The 25,696-nt window shown below is 60.8% G+C and carries 23 protein-coding genes; 10 read left to right on the top strand and 13 right to left on the bottom strand.

All coding sequences use genetic code 11. From position 1 onward, the window contains the following. The first annotated feature begins 44 nt into the window (after nucleotides 1-44). A complete protein-coding gene (locus tag ABGT65_RS09420; RefSeq protein ID WP_346701629.1) occupies nucleotides 45-677 on the top strand; it encodes a PH domain-containing protein in 633 nt (210 codons plus the stop codon). A 57-nt stretch (nucleotides 678-734) separates the two neighbouring features. Continuing rightward, nucleotides 735-899, top strand: coding sequence for a rubredoxin (rd, locus tag ABGT65_RS09415; protein ID WP_087260986.1), 165 nt, complete (start codon nucleotides 735-737; stop codon nucleotides 897-899). A gap of 191 nt (nucleotides 900-1,090) precedes the next feature. On the opposite strand, the gene ABGT65_RS09410 is transcribed toward rd, so the two are convergent. Next, nucleotides 1,091-3,088 carry a dipeptidyl-peptidase 3 family protein gene (locus ABGT65_RS09410; RefSeq protein ID WP_346701627.1) on the bottom strand — a complete coding sequence of 666 codons (1,998 nt, stop codon included), beginning with the start codon at nucleotides 3,086-3,088 and terminating at the stop codon, nucleotides 1,091-1,093. A 138-nt stretch (nucleotides 3,089-3,226) separates the two neighbouring features. Between ABGT65_RS09410 and panC the strand changes: the two genes are divergently transcribed. The 4 genes from panC (at nucleotide 3,227) to ABGT65_RS09390 (ending at nucleotide 7,951) form a co-directional block, all read left to right on the top strand. Continuing rightward, a complete protein-coding gene (panC, locus tag ABGT65_RS09405; protein WP_346701626.1) occupies nucleotides 3,227-4,063 on the top strand; it encodes a pantoate--beta-alanine ligase in 837 nt (278 codons plus the stop codon). Next, nucleotides 4,063-4,422: an aspartate 1-decarboxylase gene (panD, locus tag ABGT65_RS09400; protein WP_346701624.1), complete on the top strand. Its 360-nt coding sequence runs from the start codon at nucleotides 4,063-4,065 to the stop codon at nucleotides 4,420-4,422. Before panC ends, panD begins: the two co-directional genes overlap by 1 nt. Nucleotides 4,423-4,528: 106 nt before the next feature. Beyond that, nucleotides 4,529-5,038 (top strand): DUF456 domain-containing protein, encoded by a 510-nt coding sequence (locus ABGT65_RS09395; protein ID WP_346701623.1) that lies wholly within the window; start codon nucleotides 4,529-4,531, stop codon nucleotides 5,036-5,038. Nucleotides 5,039-5,050: 12 nt separating this feature from the next. Continuing rightward, a complete protein-coding gene (locus ABGT65_RS09390; RefSeq protein WP_346701621.1) occupies nucleotides 5,051-7,951 on the top strand; it encodes an insulinase family protein in 2,901 nt (966 codons plus the stop codon). Between the two features lie 102 nt (nucleotides 7,952-8,053). Here ABGT65_RS09390 and ahcY read toward each other — a convergent pair whose 3' ends face one another. The 8 genes from ahcY to ABGT65_RS09350 all read right to left on the bottom strand — a co-directional run bounded on the left by ahcY (nucleotide 8,054) and on the right by ABGT65_RS09350 (nucleotide 16,340). Further along, a complete protein-coding gene (ahcY, locus tag ABGT65_RS09385; RefSeq protein ID WP_346701619.1) occupies nucleotides 8,054-9,463 on the bottom strand; it encodes an adenosylhomocysteinase in 1,410 nt (469 codons plus the stop codon). Between the two features lie 83 nt (nucleotides 9,464-9,546). Next, nucleotides 9,547-10,008 carry a riboflavin kinase gene (locus ABGT65_RS09380; RefSeq protein ID WP_346701617.1) on the bottom strand — a complete coding sequence of 154 codons (462 nt, stop codon included), beginning with the start codon at nucleotides 10,006-10,008 and terminating at the stop codon, nucleotides 9,547-9,549. A gap of 2 nt (nucleotides 10,009-10,010) precedes the next feature. Then, nucleotides 10,011-11,117, bottom strand: coding sequence for an AI-2E family transporter (locus tag ABGT65_RS09375; protein ID WP_346701615.1), 1,107 nt, complete (start codon nucleotides 11,115-11,117; stop codon nucleotides 10,011-10,013). Between the two features lie 9 nt (nucleotides 11,118-11,126). Continuing rightward, nucleotides 11,127-11,810 carry a phosphatidylserine decarboxylase family protein gene (locus ABGT65_RS09370; RefSeq protein WP_346701614.1) on the bottom strand — a complete coding sequence of 228 codons (684 nt, stop codon included), beginning with the start codon at nucleotides 11,808-11,810 and terminating at the stop codon, nucleotides 11,127-11,129. 18 nt (nucleotides 11,811-11,828) lie between these two features. Continuing rightward, nucleotides 11,829-12,677: a phosphatidate cytidylyltransferase gene (locus ABGT65_RS09365; protein ID WP_346701612.1), complete on the bottom strand. Its 849-nt coding sequence runs from the start codon at nucleotides 12,675-12,677 to the stop codon at nucleotides 11,829-11,831. Nucleotides 12,678-12,701: 24 nt separating this feature from the next. Beyond that, nucleotides 12,702-14,822 carry an ATP-dependent zinc metalloprotease FtsH gene (gene ftsH, locus ABGT65_RS09360; RefSeq protein WP_346701610.1) on the bottom strand — a complete coding sequence of 707 codons (2,121 nt, stop codon included), beginning with the start codon at nucleotides 14,820-14,822 and terminating at the stop codon, nucleotides 12,702-12,704. Between the two features lie 6 nt (nucleotides 14,823-14,828). Then, a complete protein-coding gene (rsfS, locus tag ABGT65_RS09355) occupies nucleotides 14,829-15,179 on the bottom strand; it encodes a ribosome silencing factor (protein ID WP_346701609.1) in 351 nt (116 codons plus the stop codon). Nucleotides 15,180-15,440: 261 nt separating this feature from the next. Next, nucleotides 15,441-16,340 (bottom strand): hydrogen peroxide-inducible genes activator, encoded by a 900-nt coding sequence (locus ABGT65_RS09350; RefSeq protein ID WP_346701608.1) that lies wholly within the window; start codon nucleotides 16,338-16,340, stop codon nucleotides 15,441-15,443. 116 nt (nucleotides 16,341-16,456) lie between these two features. Between ABGT65_RS09350 and trpS the strand changes: the two genes are divergently transcribed. The 4 genes from trpS (at nucleotide 16,457) to ABGT65_RS09330 (ending at nucleotide 20,666) form a co-directional block, all read left to right on the top strand. Beyond that, a complete protein-coding gene (trpS, locus tag ABGT65_RS09345; RefSeq protein WP_346701607.1) occupies nucleotides 16,457-17,587 on the top strand; it encodes a tryptophan--tRNA ligase in 1,131 nt (376 codons plus the stop codon). 20 nt (nucleotides 17,588-17,607) lie between these two features. Continuing rightward, nucleotides 17,608-19,389: a chloride channel protein gene (locus tag ABGT65_RS09340; RefSeq protein ID WP_346701606.1), complete on the top strand. Its 1,782-nt coding sequence runs from the start codon at nucleotides 17,608-17,610 to the stop codon at nucleotides 19,387-19,389. A gap of 640 nt (nucleotides 19,390-20,029) precedes the next feature. Beyond that, the gene (locus ABGT65_RS09335) at nucleotides 20,030-20,476 is read left to right on the top strand and encodes a hypothetical protein (RefSeq protein WP_346701605.1); all 447 of its coding nucleotides are present in this window, start codon (nucleotides 20,030-20,032) and stop codon (nucleotides 20,474-20,476) included. Beyond that, nucleotides 20,466-20,666 carry a helix-turn-helix transcriptional regulator gene (locus ABGT65_RS09330; protein WP_346701603.1) on the top strand — a complete coding sequence of 67 codons (201 nt, stop codon included), beginning with the start codon at nucleotides 20,466-20,468 and terminating at the stop codon, nucleotides 20,664-20,666. Before ABGT65_RS09335 ends, ABGT65_RS09330 begins: the two co-directional genes overlap by 11 nt. Before the next feature lie 80 nt (nucleotides 20,667-20,746). Here ABGT65_RS09330 and ABGT65_RS09325 read toward each other — a convergent pair whose 3' ends face one another. The 4 genes from ABGT65_RS09325 to lon are packed head-to-tail and all read right to left on the bottom strand — an operon-like array spanning nucleotide 20,747 to nucleotide 25,666. Then, nucleotides 20,747-21,712 (bottom strand): KpsF/GutQ family sugar-phosphate isomerase, encoded by a 966-nt coding sequence (locus tag ABGT65_RS09325; protein WP_346701601.1) that lies wholly within the window; start codon nucleotides 21,710-21,712, stop codon nucleotides 20,747-20,749. Continuing rightward, a complete protein-coding gene (gene kdsA / locus ABGT65_RS09320; RefSeq protein ID WP_346701599.1) occupies nucleotides 21,709-22,464 on the bottom strand; it encodes a 3-deoxy-8-phosphooctulonate synthase in 756 nt (251 codons plus the stop codon). Before kdsA ends, ABGT65_RS09325 begins: the two co-directional genes overlap by 4 nt. A 4-nt stretch (nucleotides 22,465-22,468) precedes the next feature. Further along, nucleotides 22,469-23,233 carry a 3-deoxy-manno-octulosonate cytidylyltransferase gene (kdsB, locus tag ABGT65_RS09315; RefSeq protein ID WP_346701598.1) on the bottom strand — a complete coding sequence of 255 codons (765 nt, stop codon included), beginning with the start codon at nucleotides 23,231-23,233 and terminating at the stop codon, nucleotides 22,469-22,471. Nucleotides 23,234-23,236: 3 nt separating this feature from the next. Next, nucleotides 23,237-25,666: an endopeptidase La gene (gene lon, locus ABGT65_RS09310; RefSeq protein ID WP_346701596.1), complete on the bottom strand. Its 2,430-nt coding sequence runs from the start codon at nucleotides 25,664-25,666 to the stop codon at nucleotides 23,237-23,239. Nucleotides 25,667-25,696: the final 30 nt, after the last annotated feature.

The raw sequence follows: 25,696 nt of genomic DNA, 5'->3' as shown, positions 1-25,696 counted from the left end.
CCCGACCGGACAAACCCGAATACCAACCATTCGCAAACCAACCGATGCTGAGCGTCTACAAATACCGTTTTTCCCGTCGCACGATCTACGTGTCGATCTTCTACCTGGCCGTCTTCGCACTGCTGGGCTGGGCGCTCTACCACCTCTACGAAGGGGGTTATCTCTCGGCATGGTTCACCTCGTTCATCGTCGCCCTGATCGCCCTGATGGCCCTCTCGATTCCCCGCAAGATCGTTGTCTCGGACGATCGCGTCGAGGTGCGCTGCCTGTTGGACATCACCGAGATCCGCCGCGACGAAATCGCCTCGGTGCGCCGCGTCGAGACACGCCGCATGAAGTGGTTCCTGCCCATCTTCGGCGGATACGGATTCTTCGGATACTACGGGCATTTCATCGACCTGCGGAGGCTCGACCGCGTGAGGATCTACGCCTCGGAGTGGCGCAATTTCGTCGAGGTCACCGATATTTACGACGACCGGCTCTACGTCTCGTGCGCCGATGCCGACCGGCTGGTCGCCGAACTCACCCCGCCCGGCGGAAACCGCCCCAATGACGATGAGGTCGACGAGGAAGAGGAGGGCCCGGAACAGGAGGCCCAGGAGTCGGGAAACAGCCGGAATGGCGCCGAAAGACATCGGGAAGCGGCGGGCAGAACAACCGAAACCCGGCCGGAGTGATTCCGGCAATCTATTTGCATATCCACACCATTATTCACCATTTAAAACACGAAAAAGATGAAAAAGTATCGTTGTGTAGTCTGCGACTGGGTTTACGACCCGGCAGTCGGCGATCCCGACGGAGGTATCGCCCCCGGAACGGCGTTCGAAGAGATTCCCGAAGACTGGGTTTGCCCCGTCTGCGGCGTCGGCAAGGACCAGTTCGAAGAGGTCGCCGAATAAGGCTTCCGGAGATCGGAACACCCGGGACGCACTCCTTATTGACAAGGGTGCGTCCTTTTTTTGCGGAGAGGAGATCCCCGAGTCGGCAATCACCCGAGGAGCAGGTTTTCGGGCAGACCTTCGGGCTGGCTTCCGGGCACAAAAAGGGCCGTGCCTCCGCACGGCCCTTTTGTCGTTCCTTGCGCGACGCGTCAGTTGACGTTCGGAAGGTAGGAGTAGTTCTTCGAGTAGTCGAGCATCTGCTCCACGTAATTGGCCGGGTAGCTGACCTTCACGTCGACGACCTTGCCGTCCTGCTCGACGAGCTCATACTCCGGGTTCACGAAACCGCCGTAAGGCTCGATGTGCAGGGCCTCGTAGCGCTCCAGCACCTCGTTGTGAAGTGTCGGGTCCACCTGCACGCCGTAGCGCTCCACAAGCTCCTTGCCCGCTTCGTAGTCACCCTCCGACTTGATGCGCTGCACCTCGCGGAGCAACTCCCCGAAGAGCCCGCGCAACTTCCCGAAGTCGTTCACCACCACGTAGGTCTTGCCGTCCTGCCTGACCAGTTCGATCACGTTCTCGGCCTTGCCCCGCTCGTAGCACCACTCCGAGATCAGTTTGCGATTGCGCATGTGCGACTCCTCGATGTTCTTGCCCGGCTCGATGCGCGCCAGCTGCGTCATCAGGCCGTTCATCACGTAGTCGGCATAACCGGCCTTCGCCACGTCGAACGACGGCACAAGACCCAGCTCGACGAGCTTTTCGTCACCGAGGTAGTAGAGCCCGAAGAGGTCGGCACGCGCCTCCTCCAGGGTCGAGCCGTAGCTGCGCAGTTCCGAGCCCGTCACGCCCGGCGCCAGCTGCCCCGAACCGTGGCCCAGGCACTCGTGCAGGTCCGTATGGAGGTCGTCGGCCAGCTTGCCGTACTTGTCCATCCGCTCGCGGTCCTCGGCCCGCAGCACGAACTCCTCGTTGAAGCCGTTGCCGTGCGCCGCCTGGTCGTAGGCATAGGTGATGTTGTCGATCGTGACCGATTTCGAACCGTACTCCTTGCGGATCCAGTCGGCGTTCGGGAGGTTGATGCCGATCGGCGTCGAGGGGTAGCAGTCGCCGCCCAGCATCGCCACGGTGATGACCTTGGCCGAAACGCCCTTCACCTCCTTCTTGCGGTACTGCGGGTCCACGGGCGAGTGGTCCTCGAACCACTGCGCATTCGACGAGATCGCATCCGTGCGGTGGCAGGCCGCCGAATCCACGAAGTTCACGTTCGCCTCCCACGACGCCTTGAAACCCAGCGGATCGCCGTAGGTCTCGATGAAGCCGTTCACGAAATCAACGTTCGAAACCGTATCCCGCACCCAGCCGATGTTATAGCGGTCGAACTCCTTCAGGTCACCGCTCCGGTAGTAGGCGATCAGCGCCGCGATATTCGACTTCTGCGGCTCCTGCGCTACCGATTCGGCCTTTTCCAACCAGTAGACGATCCGCTCGATGGCCGCCGAATACATGCCGCCGACCCGCCACGTCCGCTCGGCGAGTTTCCCGGCCTCGTCCTTCGTCAGCTGGCTGTTCAGCCCGTAGGAGACCGGTTCGGGGTCCTTGGCGTCGGCAGCCGCCATCCCGGCATAGAAGCTCTCGGCCTCGGCCTGCGAAACGCCCCGGTAGTAGTTGCTCGACGAAGTGAGCAACAGGTCGTCGCCCGCCCGCTGATTCAGCCGCGTGGGGTACTTCGCAGGATCGAAAATCGCCATGCAAACCATCTCCCGCAGGGCATTCAGCTCGCCGAACTTCTCCTCGGGGATCGTCTCGATGACATCCAGCAGGTAGCCCTCCGTAAACTCCGGCGTAAACTTGTCGTTCGAATAGTGGTGGTGGATGCCGTTGGCGAACCATACCTTCTTGAGATACTTCTCCAGGGCCTTCCACTCTGCGGTCGTGCGGTCCCCGGCGTAGTTTTCGTAGACCACCTCAAGGGTCCGACGCACCGGCAGGTTCGCCACGCAGTTCTGATCGAAAAGAATATCGCGGCCGCACTTCGCAGCTTCCGCAAGGTAGTAGACCAGCTCCTTCTGTTCGAGCGGAAGCGTCTCGAAACCAGGAACTTCATAGCGTATGACCTTGATATCGTCGAACCGGTCGACGATCCACGGCGCCGTGCCCTTCGTCCCCTCGCCGCACGAGGTGGCGGCGCAAATCGTAATACTCATGGTTGCAATGGTAAAAAGCCTTTTCATGCTGGTGAAAACGTTAGTTTCCGTCAAAGATAGTGCATTTTTTGAAATTTTCCTTCGTTATGTCTGCGGGAATTTCTACCTTTGCCCCCGCAACTCGGTAATCTTACAGAGATGAAAGTATTTACAAGCGTCAAAGAGCTTCGCGCCGAACTCGATCGCACGGAGCAGTCCGGGATCGGTTTCGTCCCCACGATGGGTGCCCTCCATGCGGGACACCGCTCGCTCGTGGAGCGCGCCCGGCGTGAAAACCCGACCGTCGTCGTGAGCGTCTTCGTAAACCCCACGCAGTTCAATGACAAAAACGACCTGAAGCACTACCCCCGCACCCCGGAGGCCGATGAACGCCTGCTCGAAGAGGCCGGGGCCGATTTCGTCCTGATGCCCCCGGTCGAGGAGATCTATCCCGAACCCGACACCCGCGTCTTCGACTTCGGACAGATCGACAAGGTCATGGAGGGTGCTACCCGCCCCGGACACTTCAACGGCGTGGCCCAGGTCGTCAGCCGGCTCTTCGTCATCGTGCGACCGGCACGCGCCTACTTCGGCGAGAAGGATTTCCAGCAGATCGCCGTCATCCGCGCCATGGTCGCACAACTCGCCCTCCCGGTCGAGATCGTCGAGTGCCCCATCGTCCGCGGCGAGGACGGACTGGCCCTCTCGTCGCGCAACCAGCTCCTCGACGCCCCGCACCGCGCCGCCGCACCCCACATCTACGCCACGCTGCGCCGTGCCGTCGAAATGTCGCACACGCTCGATCCCGAAGCCCTCAAGGAATGGGTCGTGAAGGAGGTGGAGGGCAACCCCCTGCTCAAGGTCATCTACTACCAGTCGGTCGACGCCCGCACGATGCAGGAGGTCCGCGCCTGGAGCGACTCCGGCCGCATTCAGGGCTGCATCGCCGTACAGGCCGGCGACATCCGTTTAATCGACAACATACGTATCCGATAATGAAATTCCAGATCGAAGTCATCAAATCGAAAATCCACCGCGTGACGGTCACCCAGGCCGACCTCAACTACGTGGGGAGCATCACCATCGACGAGGCCCTGATGGAGGCCGCCAACATGATCGAAGGTGAAAAGGTCCAGATCATGGACATCAACAACGGAGAACGTTTCGAAACCTACATCATCAAGGGTGAACGCGACAGCGGCTGCATCTGCCTTAACGGAGCCGCAGCCCGCAAGGTCCAAGTCGGCGACGTGGTCATCATCGCCTCCTACGCCCTGATGGATTTCGAGGACGCCAAGCAGTTCCGACCCTGGGTCATCTTCCCCGACACGGCCACAAACCGGCTCGTTAAGTAACCCCCCGGACCGGCCGCCTGGCGAAAACCCGTAAAAATCTCCTCCCCGAAGGAGATTTTTTCGTATAAATACCTATCTTTGTCTCCGGTTGACTACCGACCCGCCCATGGATATTCTGCTCTCGATATGCGCTTTCATCCTCGCGATACTCGGTATCGCAGGGTGTATCGTCCCCGTCCTCCCCGGGACAATCCTCTCCTACGGAGGACTCCTCTGCTCCTATTTCACCTCCTATTCGCAGATGAGTGCCGCGGCCATCTGGATCTGGCTCGCCGTCTGCATCGCCGTCTGCGCCGCCGACTACTTCCTCCCGGCCTGGATGACCAGGCGGTTCGGAGGCTCCCGCGCCGGATCCATCGGTGCCACCATCGGCATCTTCGTCGGATTCTTCGCCGGACCCGTCGGGATCATCCTCGGGCCCTTCGTCGGCGCCGTCATCGGAGAGCTCGTCAACGACCGCAGCGACTTCGCCAAGGCCCTCGTCGTCGGATTCGGATCCTTCCTCTCCTTCTTCGTCGGAACCGGAATCAAGCTCATCGTCGCGGTCGGCATCCTCGTCCACGTCGTCGCCGACTTCTGGCCCGCGTTCTGGAACTGGCTGACTAATCTCTTTTAAAACAATATCCCTATGAAAAAACTGCTGACTCTGGTCGTCGTGGTCCTTGCCCTGCTCGCATCGTCGTGCAGCAAGTACAAGTACGAGACCGTCAAAGGGGATCCGATGAACACGCGGATCTACACCCTGCCCAACGGTCTGAAAGTCTACATGAGCGTCAACAAGGAGACGCCCCGCATCCAGACCTACATCGCCGTGCGCGTCGGCGGCAAGAACGACCCCGCCGAAACAACCGGTCTGGCCCACTACTTCGAACACCTCATGTTCAAGGGTACGCCCAACTTCGGGACCTCGGACTACGCCGCCGAAAAACCCCTGCTCGACGAGATCGAACAGCTCTTCGAGGTCTACCGCAAGACCTCTGACGAGGCTGAGCGCGCGGCCATCTACCACCGCATCGACTCGATCAGCTACGAGGCTTCGAAGATCGCCATCCCGAACGAATACGACAAGCTGATGGCCGCCATCGGTGCCAACGGAACCAACGCCTACACCTCGCAGGACATGACCGTCTACGTCGAGGACATCCCCTCGAACGAGGTGGAGAATTGGGCGAAGATCGAAGCCGACCGCTTCCGCAACCCCGTAATCCGCGGCTTCCACACCGAGCTGGAGACCATCTACGAGGAGAAGAACATGTCGCTCACACGCGACGCGCGCAAGGTCTGGGAGGCACTCGACGCCGCGCTCTTCCCCAACCACCCCTACGGCACGCAGACCGTACTCGGCACGCAGGAGCACCTGAAAAACCCCTCGATCACCAACGTGCGGAACTACCACAAGACCTACTACGTTCCGAACAACATGGCCATCTGCTTATCGGGTGACCTGAATCCCGACGAGGTGATCGCCACCATCGACAAGTATTTCGGCGACATGCAGCCCAACGAGAACCTCCCGAAACTCGAATTCAAGCCCGAAGAGCCCATCACCGAGCCCGTCGTGCGGGAGGTTTACGGTTTGGAGGCTGCCAACGTGATGATCGGCTGGCGTCTGCCGGGCGGCTCGACCGACCCGAACGACGTCGCTCAGATCGCCAGCGCCATCCTCAGCAACGGACAGGCCGGACTGATCGACCTCGACCTCAACCAGCAGCAGAAAGTCCTCAGCGCCTACGGCGGATACTCCGGACAGCCCGACTACAGCTCGTTCCTCCTCGGCGGAAGCCCCAAGGCCGGACAGTCGCTCGAAGAGGTCCGCGACCTGCTCCTCGGCGAAGTGGCCAAACTGCGTTCGGGCGATTTCGACGAGAAGCTCATCGAGGCATCGATCAACAACTTCAAACTCTACATGATGCGGGCCTACGAGGACAACGATTCGCGGGCCGACATGTACGTGCAGTCGTTCATCGCCGGGACCGACTGGGCCGACGAGGTGGCGCAGATCGACCGCATGTCGAAGATCACCAAGCAGGATGTCGTCGACTGGGCGAACAAGTACCTCGGCGAGAACGCCTACGCCATCGTCTACAAACGCGAAGGCGAGGACAAGAACGTGCAGAAGATCGCCGCTCCGAAGATCACCCCGATCGTGACGAACCGCGACATGCAGAGCGCCTTCCTGACCGAGATTCAGAACTCCAAGGTGAAGCCCATCGAGCCCGTCTTCGTCGACTACCAGAAGGAGATGTCACAGTTCGACCTCCGCGACGGAATCCACGTCCTCTACAAGAAGAACGAACTGAACGACATCTTCACGCTCAACTACGTATTCGATACGGGTACCGAAAACAATCCCGCCCTCTCGCTGGCCTTCGATTACCTGAGCTATCTCGGGACCGAGGCCATGAGTGCCGAGCAGATCGCTTCGGAGATGTACGACATCGCCTGCTCCTTCTCGATGCGCGCCGGCAGCAACCAGAGCTTCATCTCGATTTCGGGTCTGAGCGAGAACATGCCCAAGGCCATGGAGATCGTTGAGGGGCTGATTGCCGGGGCCGTTGCCGATGAGGCCATCCTCGAAAACCTCAAGCAGGACCTGATCAAGTCCCGCGCCGATGCCAAGCTCAACCAGGGCCAGAATTTCGGAGCCCTGCAGCGCTACATGTTCTACGGCGAGGAGTACATCAAGCGCACGACCCTCTCGAACAAGGCGCTCATGGCACTCGGTTCGGAGGAGCTGATCGCCGCAGTCCGCGACCTGATGAACAAACAGCACGAGGTGCTCTACTACGGCCCGCAGGAGGAGAATCAGGTCAAGGCCAGCATCGCCGCGTGCCACAAGGCGGCCGAGGTGCTTGCGCCGCTCGAAAAGAGCCACCCGAAGATGCAGCGCACGGACAAGAGCAGCGTCGTGCTGGCACAGTACGATGCCAACCAGCTCTACTACCTGCAGTATTCGAACCGCGGCGAGGCGTTCGACGTGAAGAACGAACCCGAAATCACGCTCTACAACGAGTATTTCGGCGGCAGCATGAACTCCATCTGCTTCCAGGAGATGCGCGAGGCCCGCGGTCTGGCATACACGGCCCAGGCATGGCTCGGAACCCCCTCCTATGCCGATGACAGCTACAACTACATCGCCTTCATCGCCACGCAGAACGACAAGATGCAGACCGCCATCGAGGCCTTCGACGAGATCATCAACCAGATGCCCGAATCGGATGCGGCCTTCCACATCGCCAAGGAGGCTATCATCTCCCGCCTGCGTACCGACCGCACCACGGGAATCGGCGTCCTGAACTCCTACCTCGCCCTGCGCCGTCTGGGGCTCTCGGAGGATCCCAACCGGCTGGTTTTCGAACAGGTGCAGAACATGACGATCGACGACGTGAAGGCCACGCAGCAGAAGTGGGTCAAGGATCGCCCCTACACCTACGGTATTCTGGGCGACATCAAGGCCCTCGACCTCAATTTCCTCAAGACGCTCGGCCCCATCCGCACCGTCTCGCAGGAGGAGATCTTCGGATATTGATCGGATCGGGCAGCCCGGCAGCCCCGGCACCGCCCGCCGACCGCTTGAATGCAAAAGCCCCGGGAGGTTTGCTCCCGGGGCTTTTCGCATAAAGGCCCTACCTCAATAACGGTAGTGGTCGGCCTTGTAGGGTCCCTCTTCCGGGACACCGATATAGTCGGCCTGCTTCTTCGTCAGGTGCGTCAGTTCGACACCCAGGTTGTCCAGGTGCAGCCGCGCCACCTCCTCGTCGAGGTGCTTCGGCAGGCGGTAGACATCCACCTTGAGGTCCTGCTCCCACAACTCCATCTGCGCCAGACACTGGTTCGTGAAGGAGTTCGACATCACGAACGACGGGTGGCCCGTCGCACAGCCCAGGTTCACCAGACGCCCCTCGGCCAGAATGAAGATCGAGTGGCCGTCGGGGAAGGTGTACTTGTCGACCTGCGGCTTGATCGTCGTCTTCACGGCCGACGACGCCTCCAGACGCGCCATCTGGATCTCGTTGTCGAAGTGACCGATGTTGCAGACGATCGCCTGGTCGCGCATCCGCTCCATGTGCTCCAGCGTGATGATGTCGCAGTTGCCCGTGCAGGTGACATAGATGTTGCCCTCGGCCAGGGCGCTCTCCACAGTCTTCACCTCGAAGCCCTCCATCGCCGCCTGCAGCGCGCAGATCGGGTCGATCTCCGTGACGATCACCCGGGCGCCATAGGAGCGCATCGAACGCGCGCAGCCCTTGCCCACATCGCCGTAACCGCACACGACGACCACCTTCCCGGCAATCATCACGTCCGTCGCGCGCTTGATGCCGTCGGCCAGCGACTCGCGGCACCCGTAGAGGTTGTCGAACTTCGACTTCGTGCAGGAGTCGTTCACGTTGATCGCCGGAACGAGCAGCTCTCCGGCGGCCTGCATCTGGTAGAGGCGGTGCACGCCCGTCGTGGTCTCCTCGCTCACGCCCTTCCATTCGGCCACCGTGCGGTGCCACTTCTGCGGGTCCTCGGCCAGAATCCGCTTCAAGGTGTCGAGGATGACCTCCTCCTCATAGGACGAGGGAGCGTAGTCGAGCGTCGCGGCGTCGTTCTCGGCCTTGTAGCCCTTGTGGATCAGCAGCGTGGCGTCACCGCCGTCATCGACGATCAGCTGCGGGCCCTTGCCGCCCGGGAACGACATCGCCATCGCCGTGCACCACCAGTATTCGGGCAGCGTCTCGCCCTTCCACGCGAAGACCGGAACCCCGGCCTTCGCAATGGCCGCCGCAGCGTGGTCCTGCGTCGAGAAGATGTTGCACGAGCACCAGCGCACCTCGGCGCCCAGCTCCACGAGCGTCTCGATCAGCACCGCCGTCTGGATCGTCATGTGCAGCGATCCCATGATCCGCACCCCTTTCAGCGGCTTCCGGGGCCCGTATTTACGGCGAACGGCCATCAGGCCCGGCATTTCGTGTTCGGAGATCTCGATCTCCTTGCGTCCCCACTCGGCCAGCGACAGGTCGGCTACCTTGTAGGGAAGCGTGTTGTCCAAAAACATATGCTTTTTCTTTTTTTAGGTAAATCCTCTTTTGCGGGAGCTGCGCGGTTGTGCGGAATGCCCATCCGAAGGCTCCCCTTCCGTCATTTCCCCAGGAGATGCAACACCGTCGCCCGGTCCTCGGCGATCTGCGCCTGCAGCTCCTCCAGCGTAGAGAAACGCCGCTCGTCGCGGATCTTTTCCAGCAACTCCACCCGCAGGCGGCTGCCGTAAAGCTCGCCCGCAAAACCGAAAATATGGGTCTCCAGGCGCCGTTTACCGCCCCCTACCGTAGGGTTGCAGCCCAGGTTCGACATGCTGTCGTACCAGCGCCCCTCGACTTCCGCACGCGAACGGTAGACCCCGTCCGAAAGCGGAAAACCGGCAGGAACCGCCAGGTTCGCCGTCGGGAAACCCAGTTCGCGGCCCAAACGCTGCCCATGCTCCACCACTCCTTCGATCACGCGCCTTTCGGGAGCAGCTTCCCGCGTCCCGGCCCCGTGTTTCCCGGCTCCGTGTTTCCCGGCCCCGGCATCTCTTTCCGCCCCCTCGATCACACGCTCCATCGTCAGATTTTTTCCGTCAGTTTGCGCACCAGACTGAACTGCGAGAAGAACTCCTTGGCGAAGACCCGCAGCACCGTATAGGAGGGTATCGCCAACAGCATCCCCACGATCCCGGCCAGCGATCCCGCAATCAGGATCACCAGAAAGACCTCCAGCGGATGGGCCTTGACCCGTTCCGAATAGAGTGTCGGCTGCAGCACGAAATCGTCCAGCCCCTTGATGACCAGCAGCGAGCAGATGATGACCAGCACCGTATGCCCCACGGGCATCCCCTCGATCGGCGTCACAATCCCCACGAAGACCGAGAAGATCCCGCCGATCAGCGGGCCCGCATAGGGTACGACGTTCATGATGCCCATCGTCAGGCCGATGAAGGCGGCATCCACGGTCTTCATCCCGAAGGTCATCATCACCAGCGACACGGCAATCGTCAGCAGCAGGCTCTCCGACAGGATGCCCGTAAAGTAGCGGGCCAGCAGCAGCGTCACCGAATCCAGCGCCCGGGTGATGTTTTCATGGTAGTGCTCCGGGAAAACCGAAGTCACCATTGCATAGAAAAGCCCCTCCTCCTTGAGGAAGAAGAAGGTGATAAACGAAATCGAGAAGATCGCGATCACCGACGAGATCACCAGGTTGACGATCGACGAGAAGATCAGGTTGAGCGAATCGAAGTCGATGATTCCCCGCAGGGCATCGGTCAGCTCCTCGGAGAGCGAAAAGGTGCTTTCGGGCAGGGAGAAAAGGTGCTGCAGGTCGAGTTGCGCACGAGCCAGGGGTTCGCCGATACTCGCCATGACGGCCGCGAAGTCCACATGGGCGAACTGGTTGATCTTGTTGAAGACCAGCGGCACGAAGAGCGAGAAGCAGGCCGCGAAGATCGCCCAGATCACAACCAGCGTCACCAGGGCCGCCAGCCAGCGCGGGATCTGCCAACCGCGGATATGCACCCCCGAGAGGCGTTTCACCAGCGGGCGCCCCATCACGGCCAGCACCGCCGAGACCAGAATATAGACGACGATCGACGAGAAATACCACACCAGAAAGAGCACGGCCGTAGCGATCGCCGCGCCCACGATGAATTTCAGAACCGTCTGAGGCGTCGTTTGCATGGTTTCCGGTTATTGGTTATCCACCACCTTGCGCAGCCGCGCGATCGGCGTCTGCGAGCCCACCGTCGGGTCGCCGATCTCGACCAGCAGCTCGCTATCCTTCGGAATCAGGATGTCGACCCGTGAGCCGAACTTGATGAACCCGCAGACGCTGTTCTGCTCCACGGGATTGCCGACCTTCATGTAGGAGATGATCCGCCGGGCGATCAGACCCGCCACCTGACGGAACAGCACCCGCTGGCCCGTAGGCATCTTCACCACCGTGGTCGTCCGCTCGTTCTCGGTCGACGACTTCGGATGCCAGGCCACCAGGAAACGGCCCGGATGGTATTTGAAATACTCCACGACACCGCCCACCGGAACCCAGTTCATGTGGACGTTCGTGATCGACATGAAGATCGAGATCTGCAGCATCTCCTCCTGGAGGTATTCGGTCTCCTTCACCACCTCGGTCACCACCACGCGGCCGTCGCACGGCGCAAAGACCAGATCGGCATCATGGATCCGCACCCGCCGCGGCTCGCGGAAGAACGCCACGATGAAGAACCAGAACAGCAGCAGGAATATCGTACCGCCCCACAGCAAGGCGACACCCGATTCATTGACCAGCATCCGGTAGAAAAACCACCAGATCAGAAGGCAGACGGCCCCCGAAATGCCGATAATCTTGTATCCTTCCTTGTTGATTCTCATAATAGGTAAGGTTTGCGGTTACATGACGAAAAGCATATAGACGAAGACGAAGGGCGCCGATAGCAGCATGGCGTCGAAACGGTCCAGGACACCTCCGTGCCCCGGAATCAGCGTACCCGAATCCTTGACACCCGCGGCCCGCTTGAACATCGACTCCACCAGGTCGCCCAGCACCCCCGTGACCGAAGCCACGAGGGCCAGACCGGCCCACGCCGCATAGCTGTCCTCCAGCACCCGGGCGGCGAGCAGTCCCATCGCCACGGCCCCGATGACCCCGCCGAAGAAGCCTTCCCACGACTTCTTGGGCGAAAGGCGTTCGCAAAGGCGGTGGCGGCCGACCGACATCCCCACCAGGTAGGCGAAGACGTCGTTCGCCCAGATGATGAAGATGTAGAAGAGCATCACCCAGGGGCTCCAGGTCTCGCTGGCAATGATCGGGAAGTAGCACATCAGCGACAGCGGCATCGCCACGTAAACCAGACCCAGCAGGGTCGTGGCGATATTGCCCGCGGGATCCTCGCCCCGTCGGTAGAGTTCGCAGATGAACATCACGGGCAACAGCAGCAGCAGAAAGGCCATTCCGCAGCCGAAGGCCCGGTTGGCGGAACCCAGGATCTGGATGTCGTCGCTGACGAAGGCGAAATTCAGGGCAAAGAGCACAAGACCCGCCACAAGTCCGACAAACCGCTGCGGGCGGCGGCCCCGTTTTCCGGCCAGGGAGTAAAACTCCATCATGCCGCAGACCAGCAGTACCCCCAGCAGGAGTCCGAAACTCCACTGAGACCAGAGGATGGCACCCAGAACCACCACCGCGAGCACCGCACCGCTCAACGTGCGGACCCCCAGGTTCTTCATCTTTTCACTCATCGGTTTTCAAAGGTCTAACAAGTTTCACGCCTTCTGTTTCGAATCGCTCGATGAGACGGATTCCGGGCCTGACGGGTTCTTCACGCCCGGCTGCTCCGGGGTCCCCGCGGCCGAGACGGCAGCATTCTGCGTTCCGGAGCGCTTTTCATCGGCGGACGGCGCCGAAGCCTCCGACGAGGCGCCTTCCGCCCCGGCTTTCGCCGCAGCCTCACGCCGCTCGTGCTCGATATCCTTCTTGCGCTTGCCGAAAATCCGCTCCACATCCTCCGTAAAGACCACCTCGCGCTGCAGAAGCAGTTCCGCCAACTCCTTTAGGCCGTCGCGGTGCTCCTTCAGCACCTTTTCGGCCATCCCGTAGGCCCGGTCGATCACCGCCCGGGCTTCGGCGTCGATCTGCTGCGCCGTCTTCTCGGAGTAGGGCTTCGTAAAGGACATGTCGCTCTGGCCCGTCGAGTCGTAATACGACAGCGTCCCGACCTCTTCGCTCATGCCGTAGTAGGCCACCATGGCGTAAGCCTGTTTGGTGACGCGCTCCAGGTCGTTCAACGCCCCGGTCGACACCTCCCCGAAGGTCAGCTGCTCCGACACGCGCCCGCCCAGCGTCGCCGCCAGTTCGTCCATCAGCTGCTCGCGCGTGGTGATCTGACGCTCCTCGGGCAGGTACCACGCGGCACCCAGCGCCTTCCCGCGCGGGATGATCGTCACCTTGATCAGCGGACTGGCATTTTCGAGAATCCAGCTTACCGTGGCATGGCCCGCCTCGTGATAGGCGATCACGCGCTTCTCCTCGTCGGTAATGATCTTGTTCTTGCGCTCCAGGCCGCCGATGATCCGGTCGATGGCCGCCAGGAAGTCCTCCTTGGAGATGTATTTCTTGTTGTGGCGGGCCGCGATCAGGGCCGCCTCGTTGCAAACGTTGGCGATGTCGGCGCCCGAGAAGCCCGGGGTCTGGCGCGCCAGGAACGAACGGTCCAGCGCCGGGTCGAGTTTCAACGGGCGCAGGTGCACCTCGAAGATCTCCTCGCGCTCCTTCACGTCGGGAAGCCCTACCTCGATCTGGCGGTCGAAACGCCCGGCCCGCATCAGCGCCTTGTCCAGGATGTCGGCGCGGTTGGTTGCCGCCAGCACGATCACGCCCGTATTGGTCTGGAAACCGTCCATCTCCGTGAGCAGCTGGTTCAGCGTATTTTCACGCTCGTCGTTGCCCGAGAAGCCGGCATTCTTGCCGCGCGCCCGGCCGATGGCGTCGATCTCGTCGATGAAGACGATGCACGGGGCTTTCTGCTTGGCCTGCTCGAAGAGGTCGCGCACGCGCGACGCCCCCACGCCCACGAACATCTCCACAAAATCCGAACCCGAAATCGAGAGAAACGGAACATTCGCCTCGCCCGCCACGGCCTTCGCCAGCAGCGTCTTACCCGTGCCCGGAGGGCCCACGAGCAGCGCCCCTTTCGGGATTTTGGCGCCCAGTTCCTTGTATTTGTCGGCCTTCTTCAGGAAGTCGACGATCTCCATGATCTCGACCTTGGCCTCCTCCAGGCCGGCCACATCCTTGAACGTCACCCGCTTGGAGTTGTCCTTGTCGAAGACCTGCGCCTTGGCCTTGCCGACATTCATGATGCCGCCTCCGCCCCCGGCACCCGCCCCGCGGGCCATCGAACGCATGATGAAGATCCACACCCCGATGATCAGCACCCACGGCAGCAGATTCACCAGCAGCGAGGTCCAGCCGTCGTCCCGGTTGTCGTACTCCACCGGGACACTCGCCCCCGAGCGGGATTCGGCTGCATTCAGGTCCTCGCGGAACGAATCCACCGAACCGATCGTAAAGATCAGCTGCGGACCGCTCTCCGGCAGCCGCCGGAAGCGCTTATCGAGCGAATCGCTGCGGTATTTCGCAACGGATTCCCGTTTCAGAAAAACCTGGGCCTGGTCCTTGTTCACCACCAGGATCTTCTCCACATCCCCGGCCTCGACCATCGGCTCGACCGTCGTCCAGTTACTCTCGACGGGCTGCTCGCCCGACGGGTTGAACAGGTAGTAGCCCACGATCAGCGCCGCAATCACCCCGTAGACCCACAACAGCGAGAACCGGGGCATGTTCATTTTCGGATTATTGCTACGTTTGTTCAGATTCTGTGCCATAAGTTTTTACGCTTCGTATTCGTATTTCACCATCGGGGCATCGGCCCACAGCTCCTCAAGCCGGTAGAAGCTGCGCAGCTCCGTCTGGAAGATGTGAACCACAACGTCTACATAGTCCATGGCGATCCACAGGGCATTCTGCTGCCCCTCGATGCGCCAGACCTTTTCGCCCAGCGTTTCGAGCACCTTCTCCTCGATGCCGTCGGCTATGGCCGCCACCTGCGTCGTGGAATCCGCGTTGCAGACCACGAAATGAGAACAGATGGCCCCGTCGAAGCCCGAGAGGTCCAACGATACGATATTTTTCCCTTTTTTATCTTCAATCGCGCTGACGATCGTTTCGATCAGTTTGTCCATAAATTTCCATGTAGGTGTCTATAACCTTGCAAAGGTACGAAAAGAGAATGATATTTGAAAATTACCGGCAAAAAAACACATTGCATCCATCCAAACCGTCGGCAAGCGGCAGAAGAAAAACCGATTGCGAGCTTCCGTCACAAACCACAGACAAAAAACCGGGTACAATCGGCTCCGGCTTTTCGAAAAATCCCCGATACGACCTGACGTATCGGGGATTTTCAACTTTTCCGGAGCATCGGACATCCTTCGCATCCGGGTTCACGAACGCGACTGCTCCACGCACGAGAGGATCGTCTCCGTCAGGACCCGGATAATCGAGTTCTTGACATACGTGCGACGCACCGCCACGGCGATCTTGCGCGACATCGCACCCTTGGCCAGCGTCTTCAGCCGGTCGCGGTGGTCCGCCGGAATATACTCGATCGACATCTCCGGAATGATCGTCAGGCACGACGTGCAGTCCACGATCCGCATCAGCGTGTCCAGCGAACCCGATTCGAACGAATAGTGCGTCGGCATCGAACGACGCGCCTGGCACAGCTCGATGATCTGGTCCCGCATACAGTTGCCCGGACTCAGGATCACCAGGTCCTTCAGGTCGATATCCTCGATGCGGATGTTCTGCCGTTCGTAGAGCGGGTTTTCCGGGGATACATACGCATAAAAACGGTCGTTGAAAAGTTCCTGCTCGAAGATCCCCTCCCCGCACGTGCCGCTCGCCACCAGCGCCGCGTCGATCCGGTCGCGCTTCAGCGCCTCGACGATCTCCGAAGTGATCATCTCCGAGATCTCCAGCTCCACCTTCGGGTACTCCCGCACAAAGGTCGGAATGAACTTGTGGAGCAGGTAGGGCGCAATCGTCGGGATCACACCCAGACGCAGTTTCCCGGCCGTCTCGCCCTTCAATTCGGCAACCACCTCCCGGATGTAGTTGTAGGCCTTGAGCGTCTCACGCGCCTGCTCCAGCACCGCAGCGCCCGCCTCCGTCGGGATTACCGGTTTCTTCGAACGGTCCAGCAGCACTACGCCCAACTCCTCCTCCAGCGACTTGATCTGCATACTCAGCGACGGCTGCGTCACGAAACAGTGCTCGGCAGCCTGCGAAAAACTGCCGCAGTTGGCTACCGCCAACAGGTATTCGAGTTGAATGATGGTCATAACAGACGTTTATTTCCTTGAACAAAGATATAAAATTAATCTATATCCCACAACTTTTTTAGGTCGCCCGCCCGCTTTTTCGTATGTTTGCCGTTAAAATGTACAATATTCTGAATATGGCTAAAATCATACTCACCGGCGACCGCCCCACGGGCCGGCTGCACCTCGGACACTTCGTCGGCTCGCTCCGGCGCCGCGTGGAACTCCAGAACTCCGGAGAATTCGACCGGATCTTCATCATGATCGCCGACGCACAGGCCCTCACCGACAACGCCGACAACCCCGAAAAGGTGCGCCAGAACATCATCGAGGTGGCCCTGGACTACCTATCCGTCGGTCTCGACCCCGCAAAATCGACCCTTTTCATCCAGTCGCAGGTTCCCGAACTGTGCGAGCTGGCCTTCTACTACATGAACCTCGTCACGGTGCAGCGCCTGCAGCGCAACCCCACCGTCAAGGCCGAGATCCAGATGCGCGGATTCGCCGAGGGGGCCGTTGAGGGCGACACCACCCAGCGTCAGGGAATCCCCGTCGGATTCTTCACCTACCCCATCAGCCAGGCGTCGGACATCACCGCCTTCCGGGCCACAACCGTCCCCGTGGGTGAGGACCAGGAGCCGATGATCGAGCAGACCCGCGAAATCGTGCATAAGTTCAACACGGTCTACGGCGAAACGCTCACCATGCCCGAAATCCTCCTGCCCGACAACGCCGCCTGCCTGCGCCTGCCCGGCACCGACGGCAAGGCCAAGATGTCCAAATCGCTCGGGAACTGCATCTACCTCTCCGACACGGCCGACGAGGTCAAGAAGAAGGTCATGGGCATGTACACCGATCCGGACCACCTGCGCGTCGAAGATCCCGGCAAGGTCGAAGGCAACACGGTCTTTACCTACCTCGACGCCTTCAGCCGCCCGGAACACTTCGCCAAGTACCTCCCCGACTACGCCTCGCTCGACGAACTGAAGGCCCACTACCGCCGCGGAGGCCTCGGCGACGTGAAGGTCAAGCGTCTGCTCATCGCCATCCTCAACGAGACCCTCGATCCGATCCGCGAACGCCGCCACTACTACGAGGCCCGCATCGGCGAGGTCTACGACATCCTCCGCCGGGGTTCCGAAACGGCCCGCGCCGCAGCTGCCGAGACCCTCGCGGACGTACGCCACGCCATGAAGATCGACTACTTCGACGACGGGGAGCTCATCGCCGCACAGGCCCGGCAGTACACCGTCGGCTCCGAACGCTGATCCACCCGCCGCGCCGTCCCATGGAAATCCGCGCCGACCGCATCTACGCCGCCTTCCTGCGGCTGACCCGCAGGCTCTCGAACCGCCAGATGATGATGTTGCTGGCGGTGGTGGTCGGTGTGCTCGCCGGACTGGGGACCTACCTCTTCGAGATCCTGCTCTATGCGATCAAAACCGGACTGACAAACTGGTTCCCCGTCGACAGCGCACACTTCCTCTTCCTGATCTACCCCGCCGTGGGTATCATCCTGGCCACGCTCTTCGTCCGGTACATCGTCCGCGACAACATCTCCGAGGGCGTCACCCGTGTCCTCTACGCCATGTCGCGCCGCAACTCCCGCATCGCCGCGCACAACTGCTGGACGTCGGTCGTCGGAGGCGCCACGACCATCGGATTCGGAGGTTCGGTGGGACCCGAGGCCCCGATCGTCCTCACCGGCGCCGCCATCGGATCGAACATCGGACGCCTCGCACGCCTCAACTACAAGCACACCACGCTGCTGCTCTGCTGCGGAGCGGGTGCCGCCCTCGCGGCCATCTTCAAGGCCCCGATCACCGGTGTGGTCTTCGTCCTGGAGATCCTCATGCTCGACATCACCGCCGCGTCGGTCATCCCCCTGCTCATCGCATCGATCACCGCCACCACCATGGCCTTCATGCTCCGCGGCTTCGACCCCATTCTGGCCGTGACGCTCGCCCCCGAGGATGCCTTCGAACTGTGGCAGATCCCGCTGTTCATCCTCCTCGGCGTGCTGTGCGGACTCATGGCCTGGTACTTTACATCGATGAACTCCCGCATCGGCGGATTCTTCAAGAAAATCGACCGGCAATACAAGAAATGGATCTGGGGCGGAGCCATCCTCGGCATCCTGATCTTCATCTTCCCGCCCCTCTACGGCGAAGGATACGAGGGTTTCACCTCCCTGATGCACGGCAATGCCCAGGAGCTCTTCAACAACTCGCTCTTCTACCGCTTCCGCAACATCGACTGGGTCGTCATCCTCTTCGTCATCGCCACGATGTTCTTCAAGGTCATCGCCATGGCTTCGACCAATGCCGCGGGGGGCGTCGGCGGAACCTTCGCGCCGTCGCTGTTCGTCGGAGCCTTCACCGGGGCATCCCTGGCCCTCGTCTGCAACATCCTGTTCCACTGGAACATCTCGATCGTATCCTTTACACTCGTCGGCATGGCCGGCGTGATGGCCGGCGTGATGAACGCCCCGCTGACCTCGATCTTCCTCATCGCCGAACTCTCCAACGGCTACGGGCTCTTCATCCCCCTGATGACAACCGCCTGCATCTCCTTCGCCGTGAACTACTACCTCGATCCCGACTCGATCTACACCAAGCAGCTGCGCCAGAAGGGCGAACTGCTGACCCACGACAAGGATCAGTCGGTCTTCGTCTTCCTGAAACTCGACGAACTGATGGAGACCGACTTCCTGCGCATCAAGGAGAACATGACCCTCGGCGACATCGTCCACATCATCTCCACGGCCCGCCGCAACATCTTCCCCGTGATCGACAATTTCGGACGTCTGCTCGGCGTCGTGCAGCTGGACGACCTGCGCGAGGACATGTTCAAGCACGAGAAGTACGGACATCCGATTTCCGACTACATGATTCCCCCGCCGGACAAGATCCTCGAACACGAATCGATCCAAAGCGTGATGGAGAAGTTCGAGGACAAGCACACCTGGATGCTGCCGGTGGTCGACAAGCAGAACCACTACCGGGGATTCATCTCCAAGTCGCGGATTCTGAACGCCTACCGGGAACAGCTGGTCAAGATCCAGCAGTAGGAAGGAGCCGACAGGTAAACCTTTTCCGGACGGGTGAAGGGACGCGGCTGGCCGAAGCCCCGCGGCCGCTGGCCGCGTATTCAAATCTACCCTCCCCTAAATCCCCTCCGCGGAGGGGACTTGGAGGAAGGAGCCGACAGGTAAACGTTTCCCGGACGGGTGAAGGGACACGGCTGGCCGAAGCCCCGCGGCCGCTGGCCGCGTATTCAAATCTACCCTCCCCTAAATCCCCTCCGCGGAGGGGACTTGGAGGAAGGAGCCGACAGGTAAACCTTTCCCGGACGGGTGAAGGGACGCGGCTGGCCGAAGCCCCGCGGCCGCTGGCCGCGTATTCAAATCTACCCTCCCCTAAATCCCCTCCGCGGAGGGGACTTGGAGGAAGGAGCCGACAGGTAAACCTTTCCCGGACGGGTGAAGGGACACCGCTGGCCGCGTATTCAAAACCCGGTCCAATCGACTCCGCCCGGAGAAGCCTCCAGATCGCTGTTATCTCCCAATTTCACATTTTCAATTTTCAATTACAATCTATTTTATGTCGCGTTTACTTGGAAATATGTAAAGTTTATTTTACATTTGCAGCGTAGACGGGAGAAGTGCGCACCTCCGGCAGTCTGCACAAACCGACAAAAAACAACCAGTCATGAACAAAATCCTGTTACTCCCCTATCCGTTCAAGCGAATCGGATGGGTGCTTTTCATCCCGACGGCGTTGCTCGGCCTGCTGATGGCCATCGACGGATTCAACGGATTCCCCACCTTCCTGCTGCCCGACTCCGCTGCCGGAAGCGAGACCCTCTCGCGCGTCTCCAACAACGTCGTCCTGATCGGAGTGCTCCTCGGGACGCTCCTCATCACCTGCTCACGCGAGCGGATCGAGGACGAACTCATCACCCGCATCCGTCTCAATGCCCTGTTGGCCGCACTCTACGCCACCATCGGCATTGCCGTCATTGCGGCGCTCTTCCTCTACGACTTCGCCTATCTCTACTTCCTGATTTTCAACCTCTGCCTGCTGCCCGTGCTCTTCCTTGTCATCGAACGGGTCATGCTGTGGAGACTCGGAAAGGAGGCCGCACATGAAGAATAGGATCCGGGTCGAACGCGCCGAGCGGCGCATGACCCAACAACAGTTGGCCGAAGCCGTGGGCGTCAGCCGCCAGACGATCAATGCCATCGAGGCGGGGAAATTCGTACCTTCGACCGTCCTGGCGCTGAAGATCGCCCGGCAGTTCGAAAAACCCGTCGAGGCCGTTTTCCAACTCGAAGAGGGCGAATAACCCATCCGTCCCCGCATGTAAAAAAGAGGAACCCGATGACCGGGTTCCTCTTTTTGGGTATCTGTCCGAAGCCGGAAGGCTCAGAGTTTGATGTCATAGATCTGGATCACACCGACGAGCTTGCCCGCATCGTCGGTCACCAACAGCGAGGTCACCTTGTTGCGCGTCATCATCTTCTCCGCCTCGATCAGCTTCTCGGTCGGCGCGATCGTCTTCGGGTGCGGCGTGGCAATATCGGCGGCCTTGATGTTGAAGAACTCACCGCGCAGGCGCTCCATGGCCCGGCGCACGTCGCCGTCGGTCACAATGCCCTCGATACGGTCGCCCTCGCAGATCACGATCAAACCCAGGCCGCCCTTCGAAATGGCGTGGATCATCTCCGTGGCCGGACAATCCGGCGCAACGACCGGCAGGTCATGGTCCCGCATGACATTGCCCACGGTCATCAGCAGGCGCCGCCCGAGGCTGCCGCCCGGATGCAGACGCGCGAAATCGACGCTCGTGAAGCCCCGCAGCTCCATCAGCGAAACGGCCAGGGCGTCGCCCATGGCGATCTGCGCCGTTGTGGACGACGTGGGAGCGAGATGCAGGATGCAGGCCTCCTCCTCGACCCGCACGTTCAGATGCACGTCGGAGTTCTTGGCCAGCGCCGATTCGGGATTGCCCGTCATGGAGATCAGCCGATTGCCGTTCGTGTGGATGAACGGCACGATCTTCAGGATCTCGTCCGTCTCGCCCGAATAGGAAAGCGCCAGAATAATATCCTCCTTCGAGATCATGCCCAGATCGCCGTGGAAGGCCTCCCCCGGGTGAAGGAAGAAACTCGGCGTACCGGTCGATGCGAGCGTCGCGGCGATCTTGCGCCCCACGAGGCCCGATTTGCCCATGCCCGTCACGATGCACTTGCCGTGGCTCGCCAGGATCAGCTCCACGGCCCGGGCAAACGAATCGTCCAGCGACTCCTCCAGATGCTGCAGCGACAGCATCTCGGTATGCAACGCCTTGCGTGCTACCGACAAAATCCGGGATTTCGAAATATCGGTCATTGTACCTGAAGTAAAGATTCGATCAAGGGTTCCAGATCATTCAGCCGCAGCATGTTCGCGGCGTCGCTCAGACCCCGGTCCGGATCGGGGTGAACCTCGAAGAAGAAGCCGTTGGCCCCGAATGCCTGGGCGGCACGGGCCATCGCCGGAACGAATTCGCGGTTGCCGCCCGTCTTGCCGCCCGCCGCACCGGGGCGCTGCACCGAGTGTGTGCAGTCCATGATGACCGTCGGGGCGATCTTCAGCATGTCGGGGATGTTGCGGAAGTCGACCACCAGATTGTTATAGCCGAACGAATTGCCGCGTTCGGTGAGCCATACCTCCCGGGCGCCCGCCTCGCAAGCCTTTTCGTAGGGGTATTGCATGTCGACTCCCGAAAGGAACTGCGCCTTCTTGATGTTCACCGTCCGGCCCGTCTTCGCCGCAGCCACCACCAGGTCGGTCTGACGGCACAGGAACGCCGGAATCTGGATCACGTCGACCACTTCACCCACCGGTGCGGCCTGCCACGACTCGTGGATGTCCGTCAGGAGCTTCAGGCCCCATTTCGCCCGCACGTCCGCCAGCATCTGCAGGCCCCGGTCGAGACCCGGGCCGCGGAACGACGCGATCGACGTCCGGTTGGCCTTGTCGAACGAGGCCTTGAAGATGATCTCCGTGCCGAGGCGGCGGTTGATCGCCGCCAGGCGTTCGGCCACCGTATCCAACAGTTCGGCCGATTCAATGACACAGGGTCCGGCAATGAATTTCATAACTTTAGCGGTTGAATTCGGGATGTTGTTTCAGGAACGCTTCGGCACGCGTCAGGTCCTCCGGGGTGTCGATCCCCACGGTCTCGGCATCCGTAATGCCCACGCCGATCCGGAAGCCGTTCTCCAGCCACCGCAGCTGTTCGAGCGATTCGGCCGCTTCGAGCGGCGATTGCGGCAGGGAGGTAACCTTGCGCAGCACCTCCGAACGGAATGCGTAAATGCCGATGTGTTTGTAGAAGGTGTGTTTCGTCAGCCACTCCCCGCGCGGGACGTTCCGCAGGTAAGGGATCACCGAACGCGAAAAGTAGAGCGCCTGCGACTCGCCGTCGAGCACCACTTTCGGGGAGTTGGGGTTTTCCAGCGCGGCAAGCCCGTCGCTCTCCGAAAAGGGTTTCACCAGCGTGGCGATATCGGTTGCGGGGTTTTCGAAACAGCGTTTCAATGCCTCCAACTGTTCGGCCCGGATGAAGGGTTCATCGCCCTGCACGTTGACCACCACGTCGTACTCCCGGCCCTGTTTGTCGTAGGCCTCCCGGCATCGGTCCGTACCGCTGCGGTGTGCCGTCGAGGTCATCTCGGCCTTCCCGCCGAAAGCCTGCACGGCCTCGTAGATCCGCTCGTCATCCGTAGCCACCACAGCATCGTCCAGCACCCCGGCGACCTGTTCATAGACCCGCTGGATCACGGGTTTGCCGCCCAGCATGGCCAGCGGTTTGGCCGGAAAGCGCGTCGACGCATAGCGCGCCGGAATGATTGCGATGTATTTCATAGCCTATTCCAATGCCAGTTGCAGCACCTCGTCGTTCGTCCGCACGTAGTGGAACGTCAGACCCTCCACGTACTCCGCCTTGATCTCCGCAATGTCCTTACGGTTCTCTTCCGAAAGGATCAGCTCCGTAATGCCGGCACGCTTCGCAGCCAGGATCTTCTCCTTCACGCCGCCAACCGGCATCACCCGGCCCCGCAGCGTCGTCTCGCCCGTCATGGCGATCCGCTCCTTCACCTTGCGGCCCGTGTAGGTCGAGACGATCGACGTCACCATCGTAATGCCCGCCGAGGGGCCGTCCTTCGGAATCGCACCCTCCGGCACGTGGATGTTGATGTCGTTCGTTTCGAACAGTTTCGGATCGATGCCCAACTCCTTATAGTGGGCCATTACCCACTCATGCGCAATCGTCGCCGACTCCTTCATCACGTCACCCAGGTTGCCCGTCAGGCTGATCTTCCCCTTGCCCGGCGTCAGGCACGATTCGATGTAGAGAATGTCGCCCCCTACCTCGGTCCACGCCAGACCCGTCACCACGCCGGTCATGCCGCCCACCTCATACTCCTCACGCAGGAATTTCGGCATCCCGAGGATCTTTTCCAGGTCCTTTTTCGTGATCTCCGGGGCGAACGCCTCGTCGAAGGCGATCTGCTTGGCGCGCGCCCGGGCGATCTTCGCCAGGTGCTTGTCCAGCGAACGGACGCCCGCCTCGCGCGTATAGCACGAGATGATCTCCTCGACCACCTCCGGCGTCAGGGTCATCTCCTGCGGCTTGATTCCGTGGGCCTCGCGCTGCTTCGGGAGCAGGTGGTCCAATGCAATGCGCACCTTCTCCTCCACGAGATAACCCGGGATGTTGATCATCTCCATACGGTCGCGCAGCGCCGGGGCGATATTCCCCACGTTGTTCGCCGTGGCGATAAACAGCACCTTCGACAGGTCGTACTCCATGTCGATGTAGTTGTCGTGGAAGGTCGTGTTCTGCTCCGGATCGAGCACTTCGAGCAGGGCGCTCGACGGGTCCCCGTGGTTCGAGACCGTCACCTTGTCCACCTCGTCGAGGATGATCACCGGATTCGACGACCCGCAGCGCTTGATCGTCTGGATGATCCGGCCCGGCATCGCACCGATGTAGGTGCGGCGGTGTCCGCGGATCTCCGACTCGTCGTGCAGGCCGCCCAGCGAAATGCGCCCGAACTTGCGGCCCAGGGCCGTGGCCACCGACTTGCCCAGCGACGTCTTACCCACGCCCGGAGGGCCGTAGAGGCAGAGAATCGGCGATTTCAGGTCGCCCTTCAGTTTGATCACGGCCAGGTGTTCGAGGATACGCTCCTTCACCTCGTCGAGCCCGAAATGGTCGTGATCCAGCTGCTCGCGGGCGCACTTCAGGTCGAGGTTGTCCTTCGTGACATCGTTCCACGGCAGCTCCAGCAGCAGCTGCAGGTAGGTCATCTGCACCGAATACTCCGCCACCGCGGGATTCAGCCGCTCGACCTTCTGCACCTCCTTTTCGAAGGTCTCGGCGACCTCCTTCGGCCAGTTCTTCTTCTTGGCATCCTCGCGCAGCTTCTCGATGTCGGCATCCGCGCCATCGCCCAGTTCGTCCTGGATCGTGCGCATCTGCTGCTGCAGGTAGTAGTCACGCTGCTGCTTGTCGATCTCCTGCTTGACGCGCTCCTGGATCTGGCTCTTCAGTTCGGCCAGCTGCTGCTCGCGGATCAGGATCTCCAGCAGCTTGCGTGCACGCGCCAGCAGCCCGGGGGCCTCCAGCAGCGACTGCCGGTCCTCGTCCGTGAGCTCCATGTTCGAGCAGATGAAGTTGATGATCCCCCGTTTCGAGTCGATGTTCTTGATGGCGAAGGCCGCCTCCTTGGGCATCGACGGCGAGACGTTGATGATGTTCAGCGCCACGTCACGGATCGAGTCGACCAGCGCCTCGAACTCGATGCTCTTCACGTCGGGCGTCGAGTCCCGCAAGGCCACCACACGCGCCTTGAAATAGGGTTCCGTAGCGATATATTCCGTGATTTCGATCTTCTCCAGGCCGTTCAGGATCACCGTCAGGTTGCCGTTCGGCATCTCCAGGATCTTGATGATCCGCGCGGCCGTGCCCACCTTGTACATGTCGTCCGGCGAGGGGTCCTCCACCTCGCTCTCGCGCTGAAGCACGGCGCCCAGCATCCCGCCCTCGGCATTCACCGCCCGAACCAGCGAAATACTCTTGTCTCGACCCACCGTAATGGGCGTGATGGCTCCCGGAAAGAGCACCGACGACCGCAGGGTCAGGATCGGGATGATTTCGGGAACTTCAACCTCCTCGACCGGCTCGTCACCGCCCGTCACGATCGGGATCACGCGGTGTTTGCCGTCGAGAATCTCCGGAACGAGGTTCATGTCGTCCGCTTCAACGATTTCGATCTTATTTTTTTTGCTCATAATATCCTATAATAATGCCGCAAAGGTAAC

The organism is uncultured Alistipes sp. (assembly GCF_963931675.1).
Lineage (GTDB): Bacteria > Bacteroidota > Bacteroidia > Bacteroidales > Rikenellaceae > Alistipes.
Note: the sequence above shows the minus strand (reverse complement) of the source record. Positions and strands in the feature narration are given on the sequence as shown.

Excerpts from the sequence above, each read along its gene's own strand:
- kdsB (WP_346701598.1), bottom strand. The coding sequence starts at position 23,233 with ATGAAATACATCGCAATCATTCCGGCGCGCTATGCGTCGACGCGCTTT.
- ABGT65_RS09340 (WP_346701606.1), top strand. The coding sequence starts at position 17,608 with ATGGAAATCCGCGCCGACCGCATCTACGCCGCCTTCCTGCGGCTGACC.
- trpS (WP_346701607.1), top strand. The coding sequence starts at position 16,457 with ATGGCTAAAATCATACTCACCGGCGACCGCCCCACGGGCCGGCTGCAC.
- ABGT65_RS09370 (WP_346701614.1), bottom strand. The coding sequence starts at position 11,810 with ATGAGAATCAACAAGGAAGGATACAAGATTATCGGCATTTCGGGGGCC.
- panC (WP_346701626.1), top strand. The coding sequence starts at position 3,227 with ATGAAAGTATTTACAAGCGTCAAAGAGCTTCGCGCCGAACTCGATCGC.
- rsfS (WP_346701609.1), bottom strand. The coding sequence starts at position 15,179 with ATGGACAAACTGATCGAAACGATCGTCAGCGCGATTGAAGATAAAAAA.
- ABGT65_RS09365 (WP_346701612.1), bottom strand. The coding sequence starts at position 12,677 with ATGAGTGAAAAGATGAAGAACCTGGGGGTCCGCACGTTGAGCGGTGCG.
- ABGT65_RS09395 (WP_346701623.1), top strand. The coding sequence starts at position 4,529 with ATGGATATTCTGCTCTCGATATGCGCTTTCATCCTCGCGATACTCGGT.
- ftsH (WP_346701610.1), bottom strand. The coding sequence starts at position 14,822 with ATGGCACAGAATCTGAACAAACGTAGCAATAATCCGAAAATGAACATG.
- ahcY (WP_346701619.1), bottom strand. The coding sequence starts at position 9,463 with ATGTTTTTGGACAACACGCTTCCCTACAAGGTAGCCGACCTGTCGCTG.
- ABGT65_RS09390 (WP_346701621.1), top strand. The coding sequence starts at position 5,051 with ATGAAAAAACTGCTGACTCTGGTCGTCGTGGTCCTTGCCCTGCTCGCA.
- ABGT65_RS09375 (WP_346701615.1), bottom strand. The coding sequence starts at position 11,117 with ATGCAAACGACGCCTCAGACGGTTCTGAAATTCATCGTGGGCGCGGCG.
- panD (WP_346701624.1), top strand. The coding sequence starts at position 4,063 with ATGAAATTCCAGATCGAAGTCATCAAATCGAAAATCCACCGCGTGACG.
- ABGT65_RS09350 (WP_346701608.1), bottom strand. The coding sequence starts at position 16,340 with ATGACCATCATTCAACTCGAATACCTGTTGGCGGTAGCCAACTGCGGC.
- ABGT65_RS09420 (WP_346701629.1), top strand. The coding sequence starts at position 45 with ATGCTGAGCGTCTACAAATACCGTTTTTCCCGTCGCACGATCTACGTG.
- lon (WP_346701596.1), bottom strand. The coding sequence starts at position 25,666 with ATGAGCAAAAAAAATAAGATCGAAATCGTTGAAGCGGACGACATGAAC.
- ABGT65_RS09410 (WP_346701627.1), bottom strand. The coding sequence starts at position 3,088 with ATGAGTATTACGATTTGCGCCGCCACCTCGTGCGGCGAGGGGACGAAG.
- ABGT65_RS09335 (WP_346701605.1), top strand. The coding sequence starts at position 20,030 with ATGAACAAAATCCTGTTACTCCCCTATCCGTTCAAGCGAATCGGATGG.
- ABGT65_RS09325 (WP_346701601.1), bottom strand. The coding sequence starts at position 21,712 with ATGACCGATATTTCGAAATCCCGGATTTTGTCGGTAGCACGCAAGGCG.
- ABGT65_RS09380 (WP_346701617.1), bottom strand. The coding sequence starts at position 10,008 with ATGGAGCGTGTGATCGAGGGGGCGGAAAGAGATGCCGGGGCCGGGAAA.
- ABGT65_RS09330 (WP_346701603.1), top strand. The coding sequence starts at position 20,466 with ATGAAGAATAGGATCCGGGTCGAACGCGCCGAGCGGCGCATGACCCAA.
- rd (WP_087260986.1), top strand. The coding sequence starts at position 735 with ATGAAAAAGTATCGTTGTGTAGTCTGCGACTGGGTTTACGACCCGGCA.
- kdsA (WP_346701599.1), bottom strand. The coding sequence starts at position 22,464 with ATGAAATTCATTGCCGGACCCTGTGTCATTGAATCGGCCGAACTGTTG.